This is a genomic window from Streptomyces sp. NPDC052496, assembly GCF_040679095.1.
In the GTDB taxonomy this organism is placed as follows: Bacteria; Actinomycetota; Actinomycetes; order Streptomycetales; family Streptomycetaceae; genus Streptomyces.
Genome location: NZ_JBFAUH010000005.1, coordinates 42218 through 57896, shown reverse-complemented (window position 1 = coordinate 57896; position 15679 = coordinate 42218). Strand labels below are relative to the sequence as shown.

General features: G+C 73.4%; 14 protein-coding genes, 1 pseudogene and 1 riboswitch. Of the genes and pseudogenes, 8 read left to right on the top strand and 7 right to left on the bottom strand.

Annotation, left to right across the window (positions count from 1 at the left end):
* Positions 1-18: 18 nt before the first annotated feature.
* Positions 19-1503 carry a guanine deaminase gene (guaD, locus tag AB0L45_RS09030; protein WP_365837611.1) on the bottom strand — a complete coding sequence of 495 codons (1485 nt, stop codon included), beginning with the start codon at positions 1501-1503 and terminating at the stop codon, positions 19-21.
* A gap of 226 nt (positions 1504-1729) precedes the next feature.
* On the opposite strand from guaD, the gene AB0L45_RS09025 reads away from it, so the two are divergent.
* Positions 1730-2386, top strand: coding sequence for a CAP domain-containing protein (locus tag AB0L45_RS09025; protein WP_365837609.1), 657 nt, complete (start codon positions 1730-1732; stop codon positions 2384-2386).
* Positions 2387-2594: 208 nt separating this feature from the next.
* Here AB0L45_RS09025 and AB0L45_RS09020 read toward each other — a convergent pair whose 3' ends face one another.
* Both AB0L45_RS09020 and AB0L45_RS09015 read right to left on the bottom strand, forming a co-directional pair.
* A complete protein-coding gene (locus tag AB0L45_RS09020) occupies positions 2595-3356 on the bottom strand; it encodes a CbtA family protein (protein WP_365837608.1) in 762 nt (253 codons plus the stop codon).
* Between the two features lie 16 nt (positions 3357-3372).
* A complete protein-coding gene (locus tag AB0L45_RS09015; RefSeq protein WP_365837606.1) occupies positions 3373-3591 on the bottom strand; it encodes a CbtB-domain containing protein in 219 nt (72 codons plus the stop codon).
* 34 nt (positions 3592-3625) lie between these two features.
* Positions 3626-3769: riboswitch (cobalamin riboswitch) on the bottom strand.
* Positions 3770-3875: 106 nt separating this feature from the next.
* Here AB0L45_RS09015 and AB0L45_RS09010 point away from each other — a divergent pair.
* The 4 genes and pseudogenes from AB0L45_RS09010 to AB0L45_RS08995 form a co-directional block, all read left to right on the top strand.
* Positions 3876-4688 carry a histidine phosphatase family protein gene (locus AB0L45_RS09010; protein ID WP_365837604.1) on the top strand — a complete coding sequence of 271 codons (813 nt, stop codon included), beginning with the start codon at positions 3876-3878 and terminating at the stop codon, positions 4686-4688.
* A 90-nt stretch (positions 4689-4778) separates the two neighbouring features.
* On the top strand, positions 4779-5852 hold the full coding sequence (tsaD, locus tag AB0L45_RS09005) for a tRNA (adenosine(37)-N6)-threonylcarbamoyltransferase complex transferase subunit TsaD (protein WP_365837602.1): 1074 nt from the start codon (positions 4779-4781) through the stop codon (positions 5850-5852).
* Between the two features lie 97 nt (positions 5853-5949).
* Positions 5950-8604 carry an alanine--tRNA ligase gene (alaS, locus tag AB0L45_RS09000; protein ID WP_365837600.1) on the top strand — a complete coding sequence of 885 codons (2655 nt, stop codon included), beginning with the start codon at positions 5950-5952 and terminating at the stop codon, positions 8602-8604.
* A gap of 331 nt (positions 8605-8935) precedes the next feature.
* A pseudogene (locus AB0L45_RS08995) lies at positions 8936-9229 on the top strand (transposase); the annotation flags it as partial.
* A 6-nt stretch (positions 9230-9235) separates the two neighbouring features.
* On the opposite strand, the gene AB0L45_RS08990 reads toward AB0L45_RS08995, so the two are convergent.
* Complete coding sequence (locus tag AB0L45_RS08990; protein ID WP_365838053.1) at positions 9236-10108, bottom strand: serine hydrolase; 873 nt, start codon at positions 10106-10108, stop codon at positions 9236-9238.
* Positions 10109-10202: 94 nt separating this feature from the next.
* Positions 10203-11201, bottom strand: coding sequence for a carbon-nitrogen hydrolase (locus AB0L45_RS08985; RefSeq protein WP_365837598.1), 999 nt, complete (start codon positions 11199-11201; stop codon positions 10203-10205).
* Between the two features lie 339 nt (positions 11202-11540).
* Between AB0L45_RS08985 and AB0L45_RS08980 the strand changes: the two genes are divergently transcribed.
* Positions 11541-12575, top strand: a complete 1035-nt coding sequence (locus AB0L45_RS08980; protein ID WP_365837596.1) for a LacI family DNA-binding transcriptional regulator — start codon at positions 11541-11543, stop codon at positions 12573-12575.
* Here the strand turns inward: AB0L45_RS08980 and AB0L45_RS08975 are convergent.
* Together AB0L45_RS08975 and AB0L45_RS08970 are read right to left on the bottom strand one after the other, a co-directional pair.
* Positions 12551-13189 (bottom strand): HD domain-containing protein, encoded by a 639-nt coding sequence (locus AB0L45_RS08975; protein WP_365837594.1) that lies wholly within the window; start codon positions 13187-13189, stop codon positions 12551-12553. The two genes, AB0L45_RS08980 and AB0L45_RS08975, sit on opposite strands and share 25 nt — an antisense overlap.
* A 128-nt stretch (positions 13190-13317) precedes the next feature.
* Positions 13318-13905 carry a TetR/AcrR family transcriptional regulator gene (locus AB0L45_RS08970; RefSeq protein ID WP_365837591.1) on the bottom strand — a complete coding sequence of 196 codons (588 nt, stop codon included), beginning with the start codon at positions 13903-13905 and terminating at the stop codon, positions 13318-13320.
* Positions 13906-14166: 261 nt separating this feature from the next.
* Between AB0L45_RS08970 and AB0L45_RS08965 the strand changes: the two genes are divergently transcribed.
* Both AB0L45_RS08965 and AB0L45_RS08960 read left to right on the top strand, forming a co-directional pair.
* On the top strand, positions 14167-14814 hold the full coding sequence (locus tag AB0L45_RS08965) for a peroxiredoxin-like family protein (protein WP_365837589.1): 648 nt from the start codon (positions 14167-14169) through the stop codon (positions 14812-14814).
* Between the two features lie 72 nt (positions 14815-14886).
* Positions 14887-15651 (top strand): class I SAM-dependent methyltransferase, encoded by a 765-nt coding sequence (locus tag AB0L45_RS08960; RefSeq protein ID WP_365837586.1) that lies wholly within the window; start codon positions 14887-14889, stop codon positions 15649-15651.
* The last annotated feature ends 28 nt before the right edge of the window (positions 15652-15679 follow it).

Genomic DNA, 15679 nt, shown 5'->3' with positions numbered 1-15679 from the left:
AACTCGTGAACTGGTGGGTCACCGCGCCGCGTCCCGCTCGTACGCCAGGCGGCCTCCCGTATAGGTGGCCCGCACGGCCCGGTCGTCGCCGAGGATGCTGAGGGCGAAGAGCAGGTCCTCGATGTCCTCGGCGCGGTCGGTGCGGTCGGCCAGGAGGGGCGTGGCGCGCGGGTCGAGGACGGTGAAGTCGGCTTCCTGGCCGGGGGTCAGGGAGCCGATCGTGTCGGCCAGTCCCAGGGCCTCGGCGCCGCCGCGGGTGGCGAGGTAGAAGGCCTTGACCGCGTCCAGGGCGTGGTCGCGCAGCTTGGCCACGTAGTGGGCGTCGCGCATGGTCTGGAGGAGGGCGAAGCTGGTGCCGGCGCCGATGTCAGTGCCCAGCGCTACGGTGAGCGGGTGGTCGCCTTCCTTGGCCTCGCGGAGGGGGAAGAGGCCGCTGCCGAGGAAGAGGTTCGAGGACGGACAGTGGGCCACGGCCGTGCCGGTGCGGGCGCAGCGGTCGCGTTCGGAGGGGGTGAGGTGGATGCCGTGGGCGAGGACGGTGTGGGGGCCGAGCAGGCCGTAATGGTCGTAGACGTCCAGGTAGCCGTCGCGGTCGGGGAAAAGGGAGCGGACCCAGGGGATCTCGTCGCGGTGTTCCGAGACGTGGGTGTGCAGGAGGGTGGTGGGGTGGGCCGCGCGTAGGGCGCGGGCGGCTTCGAGCTGGGCGGGGGTGCTGGTGGGGGCGAAGCGCGGGGTGACGGCGTAGAGGTTGCGGCCCTTGCCGTGCCAGCGCCGGATCAGGTCGAGGGATTCGTCGTAGCCGCGCTGTGCGGTGTCGAGCAGGCTGTCGGGGGCGTTGCGGTCCATCAGTACCTTGCCGGCGGCGATGCGCAGGTCGCGCCGGGTGGCCTCTTCGAAGAGGGCGTCGGCCGAGCCGGGGTGCACGGACGCGAAGACCAGGGCGGTGGTGGTGCCGTTGCGCAGCAGTTCGTCGCAGAAGGCGGCGGCGACGCGGCGGGCGTGGGCGGTGTCGGCGAAGCGTTCCTCGGCGACGTAGGTGTGGTCCAGCCAGTCGGGCAGTTGAGCGCCGAAACTGGCGATGGCGTCCTGCTGCACGTAGTGCGTGTGCGCGTCGACGAATCCGGCGCTGATGAGGTGGCCGGGGTAGTGCACGGGTTCGGTGCCGGCCGGCAGCCGGTCGCGGAGCGCCGCGTACGGGCCGGCGGCGGTGATGCGGCCGGCCTCGCAGATCAGCAGGCCGTCGGGGTCGTGGACGAGGGCTTCCGCGTTGCCGGTGCGGAAGGGGTCGGCCCGGAAGCGGACGAGGGGGCCGCGGACGGCGGAGATGGCGGAGTCGGCGGAGACGGAGGAGACGGAGGAGACGGAGGAGACGGAAGGCCCGCTGGCGAGCCCGAGGCCGGTGCCGGGCGTGCGGCCGGTGCCAGGCATGCGGCCGGTCTCAGGCGTACGGCCGGTGTCGGCCTTGGGGTCGGTGTCAGGCGTGTCAGGCGTACGGGTGGTCATGTGCGGGCGGGTACCCGTTCGGGGCGGGGTGGATCTGGCGTACGTCAGCGGCCTGGGCGACCGGTACAGCCGAACGGGTCGGGTATCGGCCGCGGACGACAGAGGCGGGGGCGCGGACGGCAAGACTGTCACCGGGCCGGCTGCCGGGAACGGCGCCGGTGCCTGGTGGCGGCAACGGACCGCCACCGCCGAGGACAGCCGAGGACAGCCGAGGGACAGGGGCCGAATGGGCGGGAGCGCGGACGGGATCGCGGGCCGGGACACGGCGGCGGGAGCGAGCGGGTGGCGGGTACGCCGAGCGGACCGGCGGGCGAAGGGGAACGCGGTACGGGTGGTGCTGGCGGCAACGGTGGCCGTGCTGGTCCTGGCGGGGCCCGCGGCGGGCGGCCCCGCCGTCGCCACGCCTCCGGGCGCGCGCCCGAGTCTGCCCGACAGCACCAAAGCGGCCCTGGCGTCACACGGGCTCCGGGTGCCGGCCCTTCCCCGTAACGTCACGGCGACCAGGGCCGCCGTCATCCGGCTGGTCAACCGCGAACGGGCGAAGGCCGGCTGCCGTCCCGTACGGGCGCACCGTACGGTCACCGAGGCCGCTCAGCGGCACAGTGACCACATGGCGCGCGACGGCTCGCTCTCGCACCGGGAGCGCGGCGGCTCGGGGCCCGGCAGCCGGCTCTCGGCCGTGGGGTACGACTGGCGCCGCGCGGGCGAGAACATCGCGCGCGGCCAGCGCGGGGCCGCTGAGGTGGTACGGGCGTGGGCACGCAGTCCGGAGCACCGAGTGGTGCTGGCCGACTGCGCCTTCCGGCACGCGGGCGTGGGCATCAACAGCGGAACCGACGACCGCGGCCCGTGGTGGACGCTGCTGCTGGCCCGCCCCATGTGAGGCCGTATGGCTACGCCGTACGGACCCGGACCCGGACCCGGACCCGGGCCTGCGCACCAGCGCACGCAAGCACACACCCGAACCCACACCCACACACACGCCCACACACACGCCCACGCCCATACCCACACCCGGAAACAGCGCCCCCGAGCTCCCCGGGCGCCAACACCCCCGGGCACCGGCGCCCCCGAGCCCTAAACACCCACCCTCAACGCCCCGACGCCACCACACCCCCATCCACCTCGCGAGAAACTCCCGCCCCCCGAACCCCGGTAGCCCGTTCGGCCAGTTCGCCGAAGAGCAGGCCGAAAGCGGTCCACAGGGTCAGCTGGATGCCGAGTGCGGAGAGCCGGAACTTCCAGAGCAGCAGGGCGGGGAAGTCGGCGGGGAGTTCGTTGACGGCCGGCAGGAACGCGTAGGCGAGGCCGACGGCCACGGCGAAGGCGGCCAGGGCGGCGACCGTGGCGTACCAGGTGCCCAGGCGGGGTGCGAGCCGCTTGCCGAGGATGACGGCGGCGACGGTCAGCAGCACGCTGAGGGCGATCATGAGGAAGTACAGCGCGGTGCGCTTGCCGATGGAGTCCGGGTCGCCGACGGACGGCGGGTTGGCCGGGTACTTCAGGAACGGTACGAGGTAGACCGCGGCGAAGGCGGCGCCGGAGAGCAGCAGGGCGGTGGCGCGCGGGCCGAAGCGGCCGGTGCGCCCGAGGGCGAAGCAGTAGGCCAGGGCGGCGATCCCGCCCAGCGCGACGCCGTAGACCAGGATGCCGGTGGCCAGGCCGGCGGTGGACTGCACCGTGCGGCTGACGACCTCGGCCTCGTGTTCGTGGGCGTGCGCGTCCTCGAAGGCGATGGCGGCGTCGACCTGCGGTTCGCCCAGCAGGTAGGCGACGAGCAGGGCGAGCAGGCCGGCCGCGAGGCCGGCCAGCATGCCGCGCACCAGGAGGGATCTGACGGTGGCGGAGTTCATGTACGGACGCCCCCGGTCAGTGGCAGGGGAAGCCGAGCAGGTGCCGTCCGTCGTGCACCCATTCGTGCACGCCGGTGCCGGAGAGCAGTGCGGTGGCGCCCTGTTCGGCGCCGACGAAGTAGAGCAGGACGAGCATCAGCACGCCGCCGAAGACGGCCCACGGCAGGACCGTCCTGATCGGCAGGGTGGCGGGTGCGGCGGAGCCGGTGGTCGGCGGTGCGACGGACTGGGCCATGGCGGTACCTCCTGGGAAATCACGCGTCCCGGACAGTGGATCGTCACGACAGGACGGGTCTGGCTCGCCCGTCGGCCCCGTGCGGGACCGGTGCGGGTTCACAGTGGCGCGACCGCGCCGGATTTCCACCGGCTTCCGTCATGTCATCGTCAATATCATCGGGAACGTACCGCGTGGCGGCGGCCGGGCCAAGGCCCCCGGGTGGCCGTGAAGGCGCACGGTGGCGGGCGCGCGCCCCGCTGTTCCCTTGTGCGCCACCAGGATCTCCACCGGAAGAGGTGCACATGACAACACGGGTGACGTTGGTCTCACCGGCTTTCGACGACGCGCTGCACGCGGTGCGCTTCCCGGCCGATGAAGCACTGACGCCCGCCGGGCTGCGCCGCGCCCGCGCCGCCCGCCCCGCCGCTGCCGCGCTGCCCGCCGGCCGGGTCCTGACCTCGCCGTCCGTGCGCTGCCAGGAGACGGCCGAAGCCCTGGGCCTGCCTGCGGTACCGGACCCGGGCGCCGCGGGGTGCGCGATGGGCCGCTGGCGGGGGCTGGCCCTGGAGGACGTGCTGGCCGCCGAACCGGAGGCGGTCGCAGCCTGGCTCGCCGACCCGGACAGCGCGGCGCACGGCGGCGAGTCGCTGACGCGCTTCCTCGGCCGGGTGACGGACTGGCTGGCCGGTCTCGCGGCGGAGGGCGGCCGGGTGGTGGCCGTGGTGGAGCCGGACGTCGTACGTGCGTCCGTGGTGTGCGCGCTGGGGGCACCGCCGTCGTCCTTCTGGCGGGTGGACGTACCGCCGCTGTCCGTGACGGCGCTGAGCGGACGGGACGGGCGGTGGAACGCCCGGGTGGCGGCGGAACTCGGGACGGGGCCCGGGCGGGGGGCGGAGCCCGGGCAAGGGGCGGAGCCCGGACAGGACGCGGAACCCGGACAGGGAACGGAACCCGGGCAGGGGACGGAGCCCGGGACGCAGGACGCGGAACCCGGACAGGGAACGGAACCCGGACAGGGAACGGAACCCGGAAGGCAGGACGCGAAACCCGCACAGGCCGCAGAACCCGCACAGGCCGCAGAACCCGCACAGGCCGCGGCGCCCGAGGCACCATAGCCGCGGCCGCGCGCCGCCGTATCCTGGACGGAGACGGTTATTGCACATAACTCGCAATAACGAATCCGGCGGGTACGAAGGAGCGGTGCGGTGGCATCTCCAGGCTCTCCAGTGGTGCTGGGGATCGAGTCCTCCTGTGACGAGACCGGGGCCGGCCTGGTCCGGGACGGCAAGCTGCTCGGGCACGCGGTGGCGTCCAGCATGGACGAGCACGCGCGGTACGGCGGCGTCGTACCGGAGATCGCGGCCCGCGCCCACGTGCACTCCCTCACGCCCGTCGTACGCCGCGCGCTCGACGAGGCGGGCCTGACCATGGCCGACATCGGCGCGGTGGCCGTGACCACCGGCCCCGGCCTGTCGGGCGCCCTCCAGGTCGGGCTGGCCGGCGCCAAGGGCCTGGCGTACGGGCTGGGCGTGCCGCTGTACGGGGTGCACCACCTCGCCGGGCACGTCGCCGCCGACACCCTGGAGCACGGCCCGCTGCCGGACCCCTGCATGGTGCTGATCGTCTCCGGTGGGCACACCTCCCTCCTCCTCGTACGGGACCTGGCGCGTGACCCGATCGTGCACCTCGGCGACACCCTCGACGACGCGGCCGGGGAGTGCTTCGACAAGGTCGCGCGGGTCTTCGGCCTGCCGTACCCGGGCGGCCCGGCGATCGACCGGGCCGCGCGCGAGGGCGACCCGAAGGCCGTCGCGTTCCCGCGCCCGCTGACCGGGCCGCGCGACGACCCGTACGGCTTCTCCTTCTCCGGCCTGAAGACCGCCGCCGCGCGCTGGGCCGAACGGCACGCCGGCCAGGAGCTCCCCGTCGCGGACGGCGCGGCCTCCCTCCAGGAGGCGGTGGCCGACGTACTGACCCGCAAGGCAGTCGCGGCCTGCACGGAGCACGGCGTGGGCACCCTGGTGGTGGTGGGCGGCGTGGCCGCCAACTCGCGCGTACGGTCCCTCGCCGAGGAACGCTGCCGGAAGGCGGGCATCACCCTGCGGGTGCCGCCTCTCCGCCTCTGCACGGACAACGGCGCGATGATCGCCGCCGTCGGCGACCTCCTCGTACGGGCGGGCGCCGAGCCGGCCCCGCTGGACCTCTCGATCGACCCGTCCGCGCCGCTGGAGTACGCGGCCCTGCACCCGGTCGCCAGGGCGGCGAAGGCCGCCGCGTAAGAGCCTGTGTCAGCACGCCCGGCCGGGGTGCTGACACATTCTCCGACGGCCTCCGCGTCCGCCTCTCCCTCCTCCCCCGACCGCCCCGGAGCCCCCTTTGCGTACCGCCGAGATCCGCCGCCGCTTCCTCGACTTCTTCGCCGAGCGCGGCCACACCGTCGTTCCCAGCGCGCCGCTGCCCACGCCCGACCCGACCCTGTTGTTCGTCAACGCGGGCATGGTGCCCTTCAAGCCGTACCTCACCGGTGAGGTGGCGGCGCCCTGGCCGCGCGCGACCAGCGTCCAGAAGTGCGTACGGACCCTGGACATCGAGGAAGTCGGCAAGACCACCCGGCACGGCTCGTTCTTCCAGATGAACGGCAACTTCTCCCTCGGTGACTACTTCAAGGAAGACGCCATCCGCTTCGCCTGGGAGCTGTCCACCACCCCCGTCGCCGACGGCGGGTACGGTCTGGACCCCGACCGCATCTGGGTCACCGTGCACCACACCGACGACGAGGCGCGCACCCTGTGGCGGGAGATCTCCGGCCTGCCCGAGGAGCGGATCGTCTCGCGCGGTGACGAGGACAACTTCTGGTCGATGGGCGTGCCGGGGCCGTGCGGGCCCTGCTCGGAGCTGTACTACGACCGGGGGCCCAAGTACGGCCGGGCGGGCGGCCCTGAGGCCGACGAGGACCGGTACATGGAGTTCTGGAACCTCGTCTTCATGCAGTACGAGCGCGGCGAGGGTACCGGCAAGTCCGGCTACCCGATCCTCGGCGAACTCCCCCGCCGCAACATCGACACCGGCATGGGCCTGGAGCGGATGGCCACCCTCCTCCAGGGCGTCGACAACCTCTACGAGATCGACGAGACCCGCCCCGTCCTGGACCGCGCCGCCGAACTCGCCGGCGTCCGCTACGGCGCCGACGAACAGCACGACGTACGGCTGCGCGTGGTCGCCGACCACGTCCGTACGGCCCTGATGCTGCTCGCCGACGGCACCACCCCCGGCAACGAGGGCCGCGGCTACGTCCTGCGCCGCATCCTGCGCCGCGCCGTCCGCTCCATGCGCCAGCTCGGCTACGAGGACCGGGCCCTGCCGGAACTCCTCGCCGTCGCCCGCGACTGCATGGCGCCCAGCTACCCGGAGGTCGCCGAGTCCTACGACCGCATCGCCGGCCAGGCGGCCGGCGAGGAGGACGCCTTCCGGGCGACGCTGCGCCAGGGCACCACGGTCCTGGACACCGCCGTCACCAAGGTCAAGGCCGAGGGCGGCCGTTCCCTCCCCGGCAAGCAGGCCTTCCTCCTCCACGACACCTACGGCTTCCCCATCGACCTCACCCTGGAGATGGCCGCCGAACAGGGCGTCGAGGTGGACCGCGAGGGCTTCGCGGCCCTCATGCGCGAACAGCGCGAACGGGCCCGCGCCGACGCCCGCGCCCGCAAGTCCGGCGGCGCCGTGGACACGTCGGCCCTCCGTACGGTCCTGGACGAACACGGCCCCACCGACTGGCGCGCCTGGGACACCCTGGAGACCGACTCCACGGTGCTGGCCGTCCTCGGCGCCCAAGGCCCCGTCCCCGTGGCCCGCGAGGGCGACATCGCCACCGTCGTCCTCGACCGCACCCCCTTCTACGCCGAGTCCGGCGGCCAGGACAGCGACGCCGGGCGGCTGTCCGGCACCTCGGTGGAGGCCGAGGTCCTGGACGTACAGCGGCCGCTCCCCGGCCTGGTCGCCCACCAGATCCGCGTCACCGCCGGCGAACTCGCCCCGGGCGACACCCTGCACGCGGCCGTGGACCCGGAATGGCGGCTCGGCGCGCGCCAGGCCCACTCCGGCACCCACGTCCTCCACGCCGCCCTCCGCGAAATCCTCGGCCCGACGGCCCTCCAGTCCGGCTCCTACAACCGCCCCGGCTACCTGCGCCTGGACTTCCCGTGGCGCGGCGGCCTGTCCGCCGCCGCCCGCAGCGAGGTCGAGGAGGCCGCCAACCGGGCGCTCCGCCGCGACCTGCCGGTGGACGTGAAGTGGATGACACTCCCGGAGGCCAAGGAGATCGGCGCGCTCGCCCTCTTCGACGAGACGTACGGCGAGAAGGTGCGCGTCGTCGAGATCGGCGGCGCCTGGTCGCGCGAACTGTGCGGTGGTACGCACGTCGCGCACGCCTCCCAGGTCGGCGTCGTCGCCCTGACCGCCGAGTCGTCCGTCGGCGCCGGCATGCGCCGCCTGGAGGCGTCCGTCGGCATCGAGGGCTTCGGCTACCTCGCCCGCGAACGCGACCTGGTCACCCAGCTCACCGAACAGCTCCAGGGACCGCGCGCCGAACTCCCCGACCGGGTCGCCGGATTGCTGGAGCGCCTGAAGGCGTCCGACCGCGAGAACCAGCGGCTGCGGCAGCAGGCCACCGCGGCGCGCGCTGCCGGTCTGGCCGACTCCGCCGTACAGGCGGGCGGCTTCCGGGTCGTCACCGCCACCGCGGACGGCGGCGCCGACGAGGCCCGCGCGCTCGCCATGGCCGTACGCGACCGGCTGCCCGCCGGGCAGCCCGCCGCCGTGGCCGTCGGTTCGGCCACGGACGGCAAGGCGGCCCTGGTGGTCGCCCTGAACAAGGCCGGCAAGGACGCCGGCGGCTCGGCGTCCGACCTGGTCAAGCGCCTGCTGAACGGTCGCGGCGGCGGCTCCCCTGAGCTGGCCCAGGGCGGGGGTCTGCCGGCCGGCGAACTGCCGGAGACCCTGGCGGCACTGCCGAAGCTGATCGCGGAGCGCTGAGCGTGCGCCCGCGTGGGGCGCGGTGACGCCGGGCGGAGTGGCACAGGCGGGCGGTTCCCGGAGGGGGCCGCCCGCTGTCCTTCGGGGCCGGCCGTCGTGCCCGCCCGCCACTAGCGCCGTCCTTACTGAGCGTTTGGGGCTGTTCCACGGCGATGCATTGCGATCTTCCGGCTCCAGCATCTTGAGACCAGCGGGTTCGGTGAGCCGGTAGGCCTGGGGTGCGGCAGGAAGAGCTGTTTCCTTCCGGCACCTCCTGTCTCATCCCAACACGTCCTGACCCGCAGACGTTCGCCCGCTGGCCGAGCGGGACATCGCGCGGTGCATCGGAAACATGACCCCGCACCACGGGTACCCCAGCGACCTGTCCGACGCACGCTGGGAGCTGATCGAGCCCGTGCTCACCGCCTGGCCGGCCAAGCGGCGCCGGGGCGCCCTGGACACCGGCCGCCCACCCGAGCACGACCTGCGCGCAATCATGAACGCAATCTCGTATGTGGACCGCACCGCAATTCCCTGGCGCTGTCTGCCGCACGACTTCGCCCGCTGGGCCACGACATACGGCTACTTCGCCAAGTGGCAGCAGGACGGCGTCCTCGAGCAGCTCACCGGCCTGCTGCGGCGCCTCCCTGAATCAGGCGGCGGACGACGGGCTGATGCCGAACTCCGCCTCGATGGCGTCGAACATGATGTCCCAGCTCTTCCATTCGGTGTTGGTGTGGAGGGCCATGGTGTGCTTGCCGTCCGGGGTGCCCACCACGGCGAACCAGGATCCCCAGATGCTGCCGCCCATGCCGCGCAGCGTCCGGCCGCCCATCGCCTCCTTGTCGAGCTCGAACAGGCCGAGGCCGTACCGGGTGTGCGGCGTCCAGTGCCCGCCCTCGGTGGAGACCGTGGTCCACATCTCGCGGTGCTGGGCCGGAGGCAGCAGTGTGCCGTTCGCCAGCGCGGAGAGGACGCGGAGCATGTCGCTCGTGGTGGAGACGACATTTCCGGCCGCCCAGCCGCTGCCGGAGGCGGACTCGGTGACCTCCAGGGGCGGCAGGCCCGGCTCCTCCATCATCGATTCCCAGTTCGCCGGGGTCATCTTCGCCGGATCGGCGCCGTCCTTGAGGAACAGGTTCGAGTACGCCCGCGGGTGCGGGTCGCGGTATCCGGCGTCGTTCCCGCGTACGTAGGTGTGGTCGAGGCAGAGCGGCCGGATGACCGTGCGCTCGACCTCCTCGGCGTAGCTGTTGCCGGTGATCTTCTCGATGATCGCGCCGGCGACGAAGAAGCCGCCGTTGGCGTACATGAACATCTCGACGCGTCGGCCCGGCCGGCGGCGGGCGAACTCCGCGACGATCGGCTGCGTCGCCTCGTCGGCGGCACTGGCCGTGAATCCGACGCGGAGTACGCGGGCGGCCCGGCTCGCCGTGGCCTTCGTCTCCCGCAGTACGCCTTCCCACTCGGTCAGCAGGGCGGGCACCCGCGCCGCCAGCACCCGCCCCGGCTCGGTGAGGTCCATGCCGGTCCTCGACCGCGGGAACAGCGTCACTCCCACCGGAAGATCGCAATGTATCGCCGCGAAACATCCCCGAACGCTCAGTAAGGACCTGCCGTCACATTCCCGCCTGCCGCGCGGCGTCTGACGACGGGACCTGGTCCGTCACCGTCAACGGCCCGTACGCGTCCGGCCGGCGTGTGGTGAGGAACGGGAAGAGTTCCAGCCAGTCGCGGCGGGCGTCCAGGTCGAGGTCGGCCACCAGGACGGCGGGTTCGTCGCGGGGGGCCTGGGCCAGGACGCGGCCGTACGGGTCGACGATGAAGGAACTGCCGTAGAAGGTCAGCGGGCCCTCGGTGCCGATACGGTTCGGCACGATCATGAAGGTGGCGTTGGCGATGGCGTTGCCAGTGATCACCTTCTGCCACAGCGGCTGGGTGTCGAAGCCGGGGTGGCCCGGCTCGGAGCCGATGGCGGTCGGGTAGACCAGGACGTCGGCGCCGGCCAGCGAGTAGGCGCGGGCCAGCTCGGGGAACCACTGGTCCCAGCAGGTGGGCAGGCCGAACGTGGCGTTCTCGACGGCGTGGGTGGGGAAGGCGTCGGCACCGGCCGGGCCCGGACGGAACCAGTGGTCCTCGTAGTAGCCCTCGGAGACGGGGATGTGCGTCTTGCGCGTACGGGCCACGAGGGTGCCGTCCGGGGCCACCAGGACAGCCGTGTTGTAGCCGAGGCCGTCGGGCGTCACGGTGCCGTCGGGGCCGGGGGCGGGGTCCGCCCGCTCGTACAGGGAGGCGTGGACGTGCACGCCGTACGCGCGGGCCGCCTCGGCGGCGAAGGTCACCGTGGGCCCCGTACGCAGGTCCTCCGGCTCGGCAGGGGCCGGGTGGTCGGCCTTGCGGACCACCGCGAAGTACGGGGACAGGGTCAGTTCCTGGAGGCAGACGACGCGGGCGCCCTCCGCCGCGGCCAGGCGGATGCCCTCCTTGAGGGCGGCGCGGTGCTCGTCCGGATCCCGGTGCCAGCGCTCCTGCACGAGCGCGACACGCAGCGGCGCGCGCTCGGCGGGGCGGGTCCGGGTCGGCGAGGCGGGCGGGGTGAGGGCGGTGATCACGCGCATGGGAGCTCCGGGGTGACGGGGGACGTGGGACGTGGGGCGTGGGGCGGACAGTCGGTCGGACGGACGAACGGGCGGACGGGCGAACGGACGGACTGGCGGGCGGAAGGACGGACGGCCGTGGTCGGCCAGACTCTGCCGGAACGTTCCGGCAGAGAGCAATGTACGAGCGCCGGAACGTTCCGGCAAGGGGTGTCCGACCGTGGACTGCCACTTGGCGGACCGCTGCGCGGCTCCCGGACGAGCCGCCAGGCGGCCCCCGAGCTCCGAGCCGCGCCAGCCGCCGCGCCAGCCGCCCGGCCCAGACCGCCCGCCCGGCCCGTACGTCTACACTTGCGCCCCGTGACCAGCCGCCGCACCGTGACCCTGCTCGATGTCGCGCGCGCCGCCGGCGTCTCCAAGAGCACCGTCTCCGACGCGCTCCAGGGTTCAGGACGGGTGGCGGAGGACACCCGCCGCCGGGTCCGTGACACCGCCGACCGCCTCGGTTACCGCCCCAACAGCGCAGCCCAACGGCTGCGCCGCGCCAGCACCGGCGCGATCGGGCTGCACCTGCCGCGTACCGCGACCCGGCTGGACTACTACATGACGCTCGCCTTCGGGGCGGTGACCCGCGCCCAGGAGGACGGCCTGGACGTGGTGCTGCTGGCTCCCGACGGCGGGGCCGCCGGGCGGCTCGCCTCCCGCGTGGACGGTCTGCTCGTCATCGACCCCGAGGCCACCGACTCCGCCGTACCGGGGCTGCTCGACGCGGGCGTTCCCGTCGTGACGGGCGAGCGTTACCTCGGCCGGGCCGCCGCCCCCGCCGGCGCCGTGGTCTGCGACAACGCCGCCTCGCTGACCGCGCTGCTGGACCACGTACGCGAGTGCGGCGCGCGCCGCCCGGCACTGCTCGCACCCGCCGGCACCTCCGCGTGGGCCACCGCGCTGCGCGCGACGGCGGACGCCTGGGGCCGTACGTACGGGCACGAAGTCGCCGTACGTACCGTGCCTTTCGCCGCCACCCCCGACGAGGCGGCGCAGGCCACCATGGACCTGCTCGCCGCCGAACCCGCCGTCGACGCGGTGGTCTGCGCGCCCGACGGAGCCGCCGCCGGTGTCCTGCGGGCCGCCTCCCGGCTCGGCCGCACGGCCGGGCAGGACCTGCTCGTCGCGTCCTGCGTGGACAGCGCGGCCCTGCGCGCCTGCACGCCGCCCGTCACGGCGATCGACCTGCGCCCGGACGCGTACGGACGGGCCTGCGCCGCCCTGCTCTGCGACATCCTGGCCGGCCGCGCCGGGCCGGAGACCGTGCGCCACCACGACTGGTCCCTGCGGGTACGGGTGGCCACCTCGCCCGGCGGCCCGCGCCGTCACTCCGGCCAGTCGGAGTTCTGAATCACCGCCACGAAGTCACCGCGCTCGAAGCCGGGGACGAAGTGGGCGAGGACGTCGGCCTTCACATTGCCGAAGGTGGTGCCGGGCCGGTCCTTGATGCCGTCGGTGAAGGCGGCCAGGATGCGGTTCTTGAAGTCGGGCCTGGGGTGCGCCGCGACCACGGCGGCCCGCTGCTCGTCGGGGACGGCGTCGTAGCCGATGCCCAGGACGTCCAGCTCCACGCCCCGGGTGACCAGAGCCACTTCGGGCGCCATGTGCAGGGGGATCTCGGGGGTGGTGTGCAGGGCGATGGCCGTCCAGACCAGGTCGGCCGGTTCGCCGGTGATGCCGTGCCGGTGCAGGAAGCTACGGGCCTCGTCGGCACCGTCGAGTTCGAAGCGCTGGTCGGTGCGGCGGTACCGCTCGGTCAGCCCGAGGTCGTGGAACATCGCGCCCACGTAGAGCAGTTCGAGGTCGAAATCCAGCTTCTGCTGCCGCCCGCGCAGCGCCCCGAACAGGAACACCCGGCGGGAGTGGTGGAACAGCAGCGGCGACGCGGCCTCGCGCACCAGCTCCGTCGCCTCCCGCGCCAGGGCGCTGTCCGGGATCCGCACATCGGCGATCACCTCGCTCATGATGTTCTCCTCGTCGCTCGGTCGTCCGCGCTCCCACCATCGCCCGCCGACGCGCCCGGCGCCATGGCCGTACGGACGGGTGGGCCACACATCCGGCCTGCCGCCCGCGGCGTCGGCCCGGCGGTCCGTTACGCCGCGTAAGGGGCGAGCGCCGCCGTCACGGTCGCCTTCAGCACCTCGGGATCGGCGCCCGTACGGGAGCGCAGATTGACCCCGTAGGCGAGCAGGGCCAGCAGTTCGGCGCCGGCGTCCGGGTCCGTACCCGGCACCAGCTGTCCGAGCTCCGCGGCCGTACGGAGCACCGCACGCAGGGCGCCTGCCAGCAACGCGTGGTGTTCTTCGAGCAGTTGCCGTACGTCCGGTTCGGCGCTGGCCGGGCCGGTGTGCGCGTTGGCGACCAGGCAGCCCCAGCGGGCGTACGGGCCGCTGCACCGCAGGCGGATCAGCTCGTCGAAGAACTCGGTGACGGCGGGCAGGCCGCGCGGGTCCGCCGCGAGCCGCGCGAACGCGGGCCGCGACCACTGCTCGACGTACCGGCGCAGGGCGGCGAGGTAGAGGTCCTGCTTGCCGCCGAAGGTGGCGTACAGGCTGGAGCGGCTGACGCCGGTCCGGTCGACCACGTCCTGGATGCCGGTCGAGGCGACGCCGCGCTCCCAGAACAGCCGGACCACGGCTTCCAGGGCCGCGTCCGGGTCGAAGTGCTTGATGTCCGGCATCCGCGGGCCCGCCGCCTTCCCTCACACGCTCTCGACCGCGACCTCGACCTCGGCCTCGAACTCGAACTCGAACTCGAACTCGATCCCGAACTCGGCCCCGGCCTCGACCGCGCGCTTCTTCTTGAATCAACCGTTCCAAGATATCGCGTCCCGCCCCTTGGCAACGGACCCGCCACCCGCTTAACTTGAAACGACCGTTCCAAGTTCTGACCGTTCCAAGTTCCGTACGCTCCCGGCCTCTCAGATCAGGTGGACGAACCCATGAGCCTCACCGCCGAGTTGCACGCCTTCTTCGAGTCCCGCTACCCGCAGATCCCGGACGCCGCCCGGGCGGTCATGGAGCGCGCCGGACGCGAACTGGCCGAGTCGGGCCAGGCCGACGCGGCGCCCGGACCCGGCGCGCCGGCCCCCGACTTCACCCTGCCCGCCGCGGACGGACGGCAGGTGACCCTGAGCACCCTCCTGGCCGACGGGCCGGTCGTGCTGACCTTCTACCGCGGCGCGTGGTGCCCGTACTGCAACCTCGCCCTGCGCGCGCTCCAGCAGCACCACGACGCCATCACCGCGCGCGGCGCCCGCCTGGTGGCCGTCTCGCCGCAGGTCCCGGACGAGTCCCTGACCCTCGCCGAGAAGCACGAGCTGGCCTTCGACGTCCTCAGCGACGTCGGCTCCGAGGTCGCCCGGCGGTACGGCATCGCCTTCGACCTGCCCGAGGACCTGGCCGCGGTCTACGACTCGTTCGGCTTCGAGATGCAGCGCGTCAACGGCGGCCACCCGCGCACCCTGCCGATCCCCGCCACCTTCGTCATCGACCGCACCGGAACGGTGCGCTGGAGCTTCGCCGACCCGGACTACGTCCAGCGCGCCGAGCCGACGGACATCCTGACCGCCCTGGACGCCCTCACCTGACCCCCTCCCTCAACCCACCCAAACCACCAAAATAACTGGCAAACCTCACCTCTCGCCTGCCACCATCCCCCCATGACCACACGCACCTTCGACGACCTGGTGGCCGAGGCGGAATCCGTATCCGTCGAGGGCTGGGACTTCTCCTGGCTGGACGGCCGGGCCACCGAGCAGCGCCCCTCCTGGGGGTACCAGCGCTGTCTGGGCGAGCGGCTGGCGCGCGCCCGGGCGGCGCTGGACATCCAGACCGGCGGCGGTGAAGTCCTGGCCGGCGCCGGGCCGTTGCCGCCCGTCATGGCGGCCACCGAGTCCTGGCCGCCCAACGTCGCGAAGGCGACCGCGCTGCTGCACCCGCTCGGCGCGGTCGTCGTCGCCGACCCGGACGAGCCGCCGCTGCCCTTCGCCGACGGTGCCTTCGACCTCGTCACCAGCCGTCACCCGGCCACCGTGTGGTGGTCGGAGATCGCCCGCGTGCTGCGCCCCGGCGGCACGTACTTCGCCCAGCACGTCGGGCCGGCCAGCGTCTTCGAGCTGGTCGAGTACTTCCTCGGCCCGCAGCCCGAGGAGGTACGGCGCCGGCGCCATCCCGACGACGAGAGCCGGGACGCCCGGGCCGCCGGCCTGGAGATCGCCGACCTGCGGTCCGAGTCCCTGCGTACGGAGTTCCGCGACATCGGAGCGGTGGTCTACTTCCTGCGCAAGGTGATCTGGATGGTTCCGGGCTTCACGGTGGACCGTTACCGCGACCGGCTGCGGGAACTGGACGCGAAGATCCGGGCGGAGGGCCCGTTCGTGGCCCACTCCACCCGTTTCCTCATCGAGGCCCGTAAGCCGGCCTGACGCAGGCCCAGGGGCCGTACAGGACGGT

Coding starts and splice junctions, on each gene's coding strand:
- guaD (WP_365837611.1), bottom strand. CDS start 1,503: ATGACCACCCGTACGCCTGACACGCCTGACACCGACCCCAAGGCCGAC.
- AB0L45_RS09025 (WP_365837609.1), top strand. CDS start 1,730: ATGGGCGGGAGCGCGGACGGGATCGCGGGCCGGGACACGGCGGCGGGA.
- AB0L45_RS09020 (WP_365837608.1), bottom strand. CDS start 3,356: ATGAACTCCGCCACCGTCAGATCCCTCCTGGTGCGCGGCATGCTGGCC.
- AB0L45_RS09015 (WP_365837606.1), bottom strand. CDS start 3,591: ATGGCCCAGTCCGTCGCACCGCCGACCACCGGCTCCGCCGCACCCGCC.
- AB0L45_RS09010 (WP_365837604.1), top strand. CDS start 3,876: ATGACAACACGGGTGACGTTGGTCTCACCGGCTTTCGACGACGCGCTG.
- AB0L45_RS08990 (WP_365838053.1), bottom strand. CDS start 10,108: ATGGACCTCACCGAGCCGGGGCGGGTGCTGGCGGCGCGGGTGCCCGCC.
- AB0L45_RS08985 (WP_365837598.1), bottom strand. CDS start 11,201: ATGCGCGTGATCACCGCCCTCACCCCGCCCGCCTCGCCGACCCGGACC.
- AB0L45_RS08975 (WP_365837594.1), bottom strand. CDS start 13,189: ATGAGCGAGGTGATCGCCGATGTGCGGATCCCGGACAGCGCCCTGGCG.
- AB0L45_RS08970 (WP_365837591.1), bottom strand. CDS start 13,905: ATGCCGGACATCAAGCACTTCGACCCGGACGCGGCCCTGGAAGCCGTG.
- AB0L45_RS08965 (WP_365837589.1), top strand. CDS start 14,167: ATGAGCCTCACCGCCGAGTTGCACGCCTTCTTCGAGTCCCGCTACCCG.
- AB0L45_RS08960 (WP_365837586.1), top strand. CDS start 14,887: ATGACCACACGCACCTTCGACGACCTGGTGGCCGAGGCGGAATCCGTA.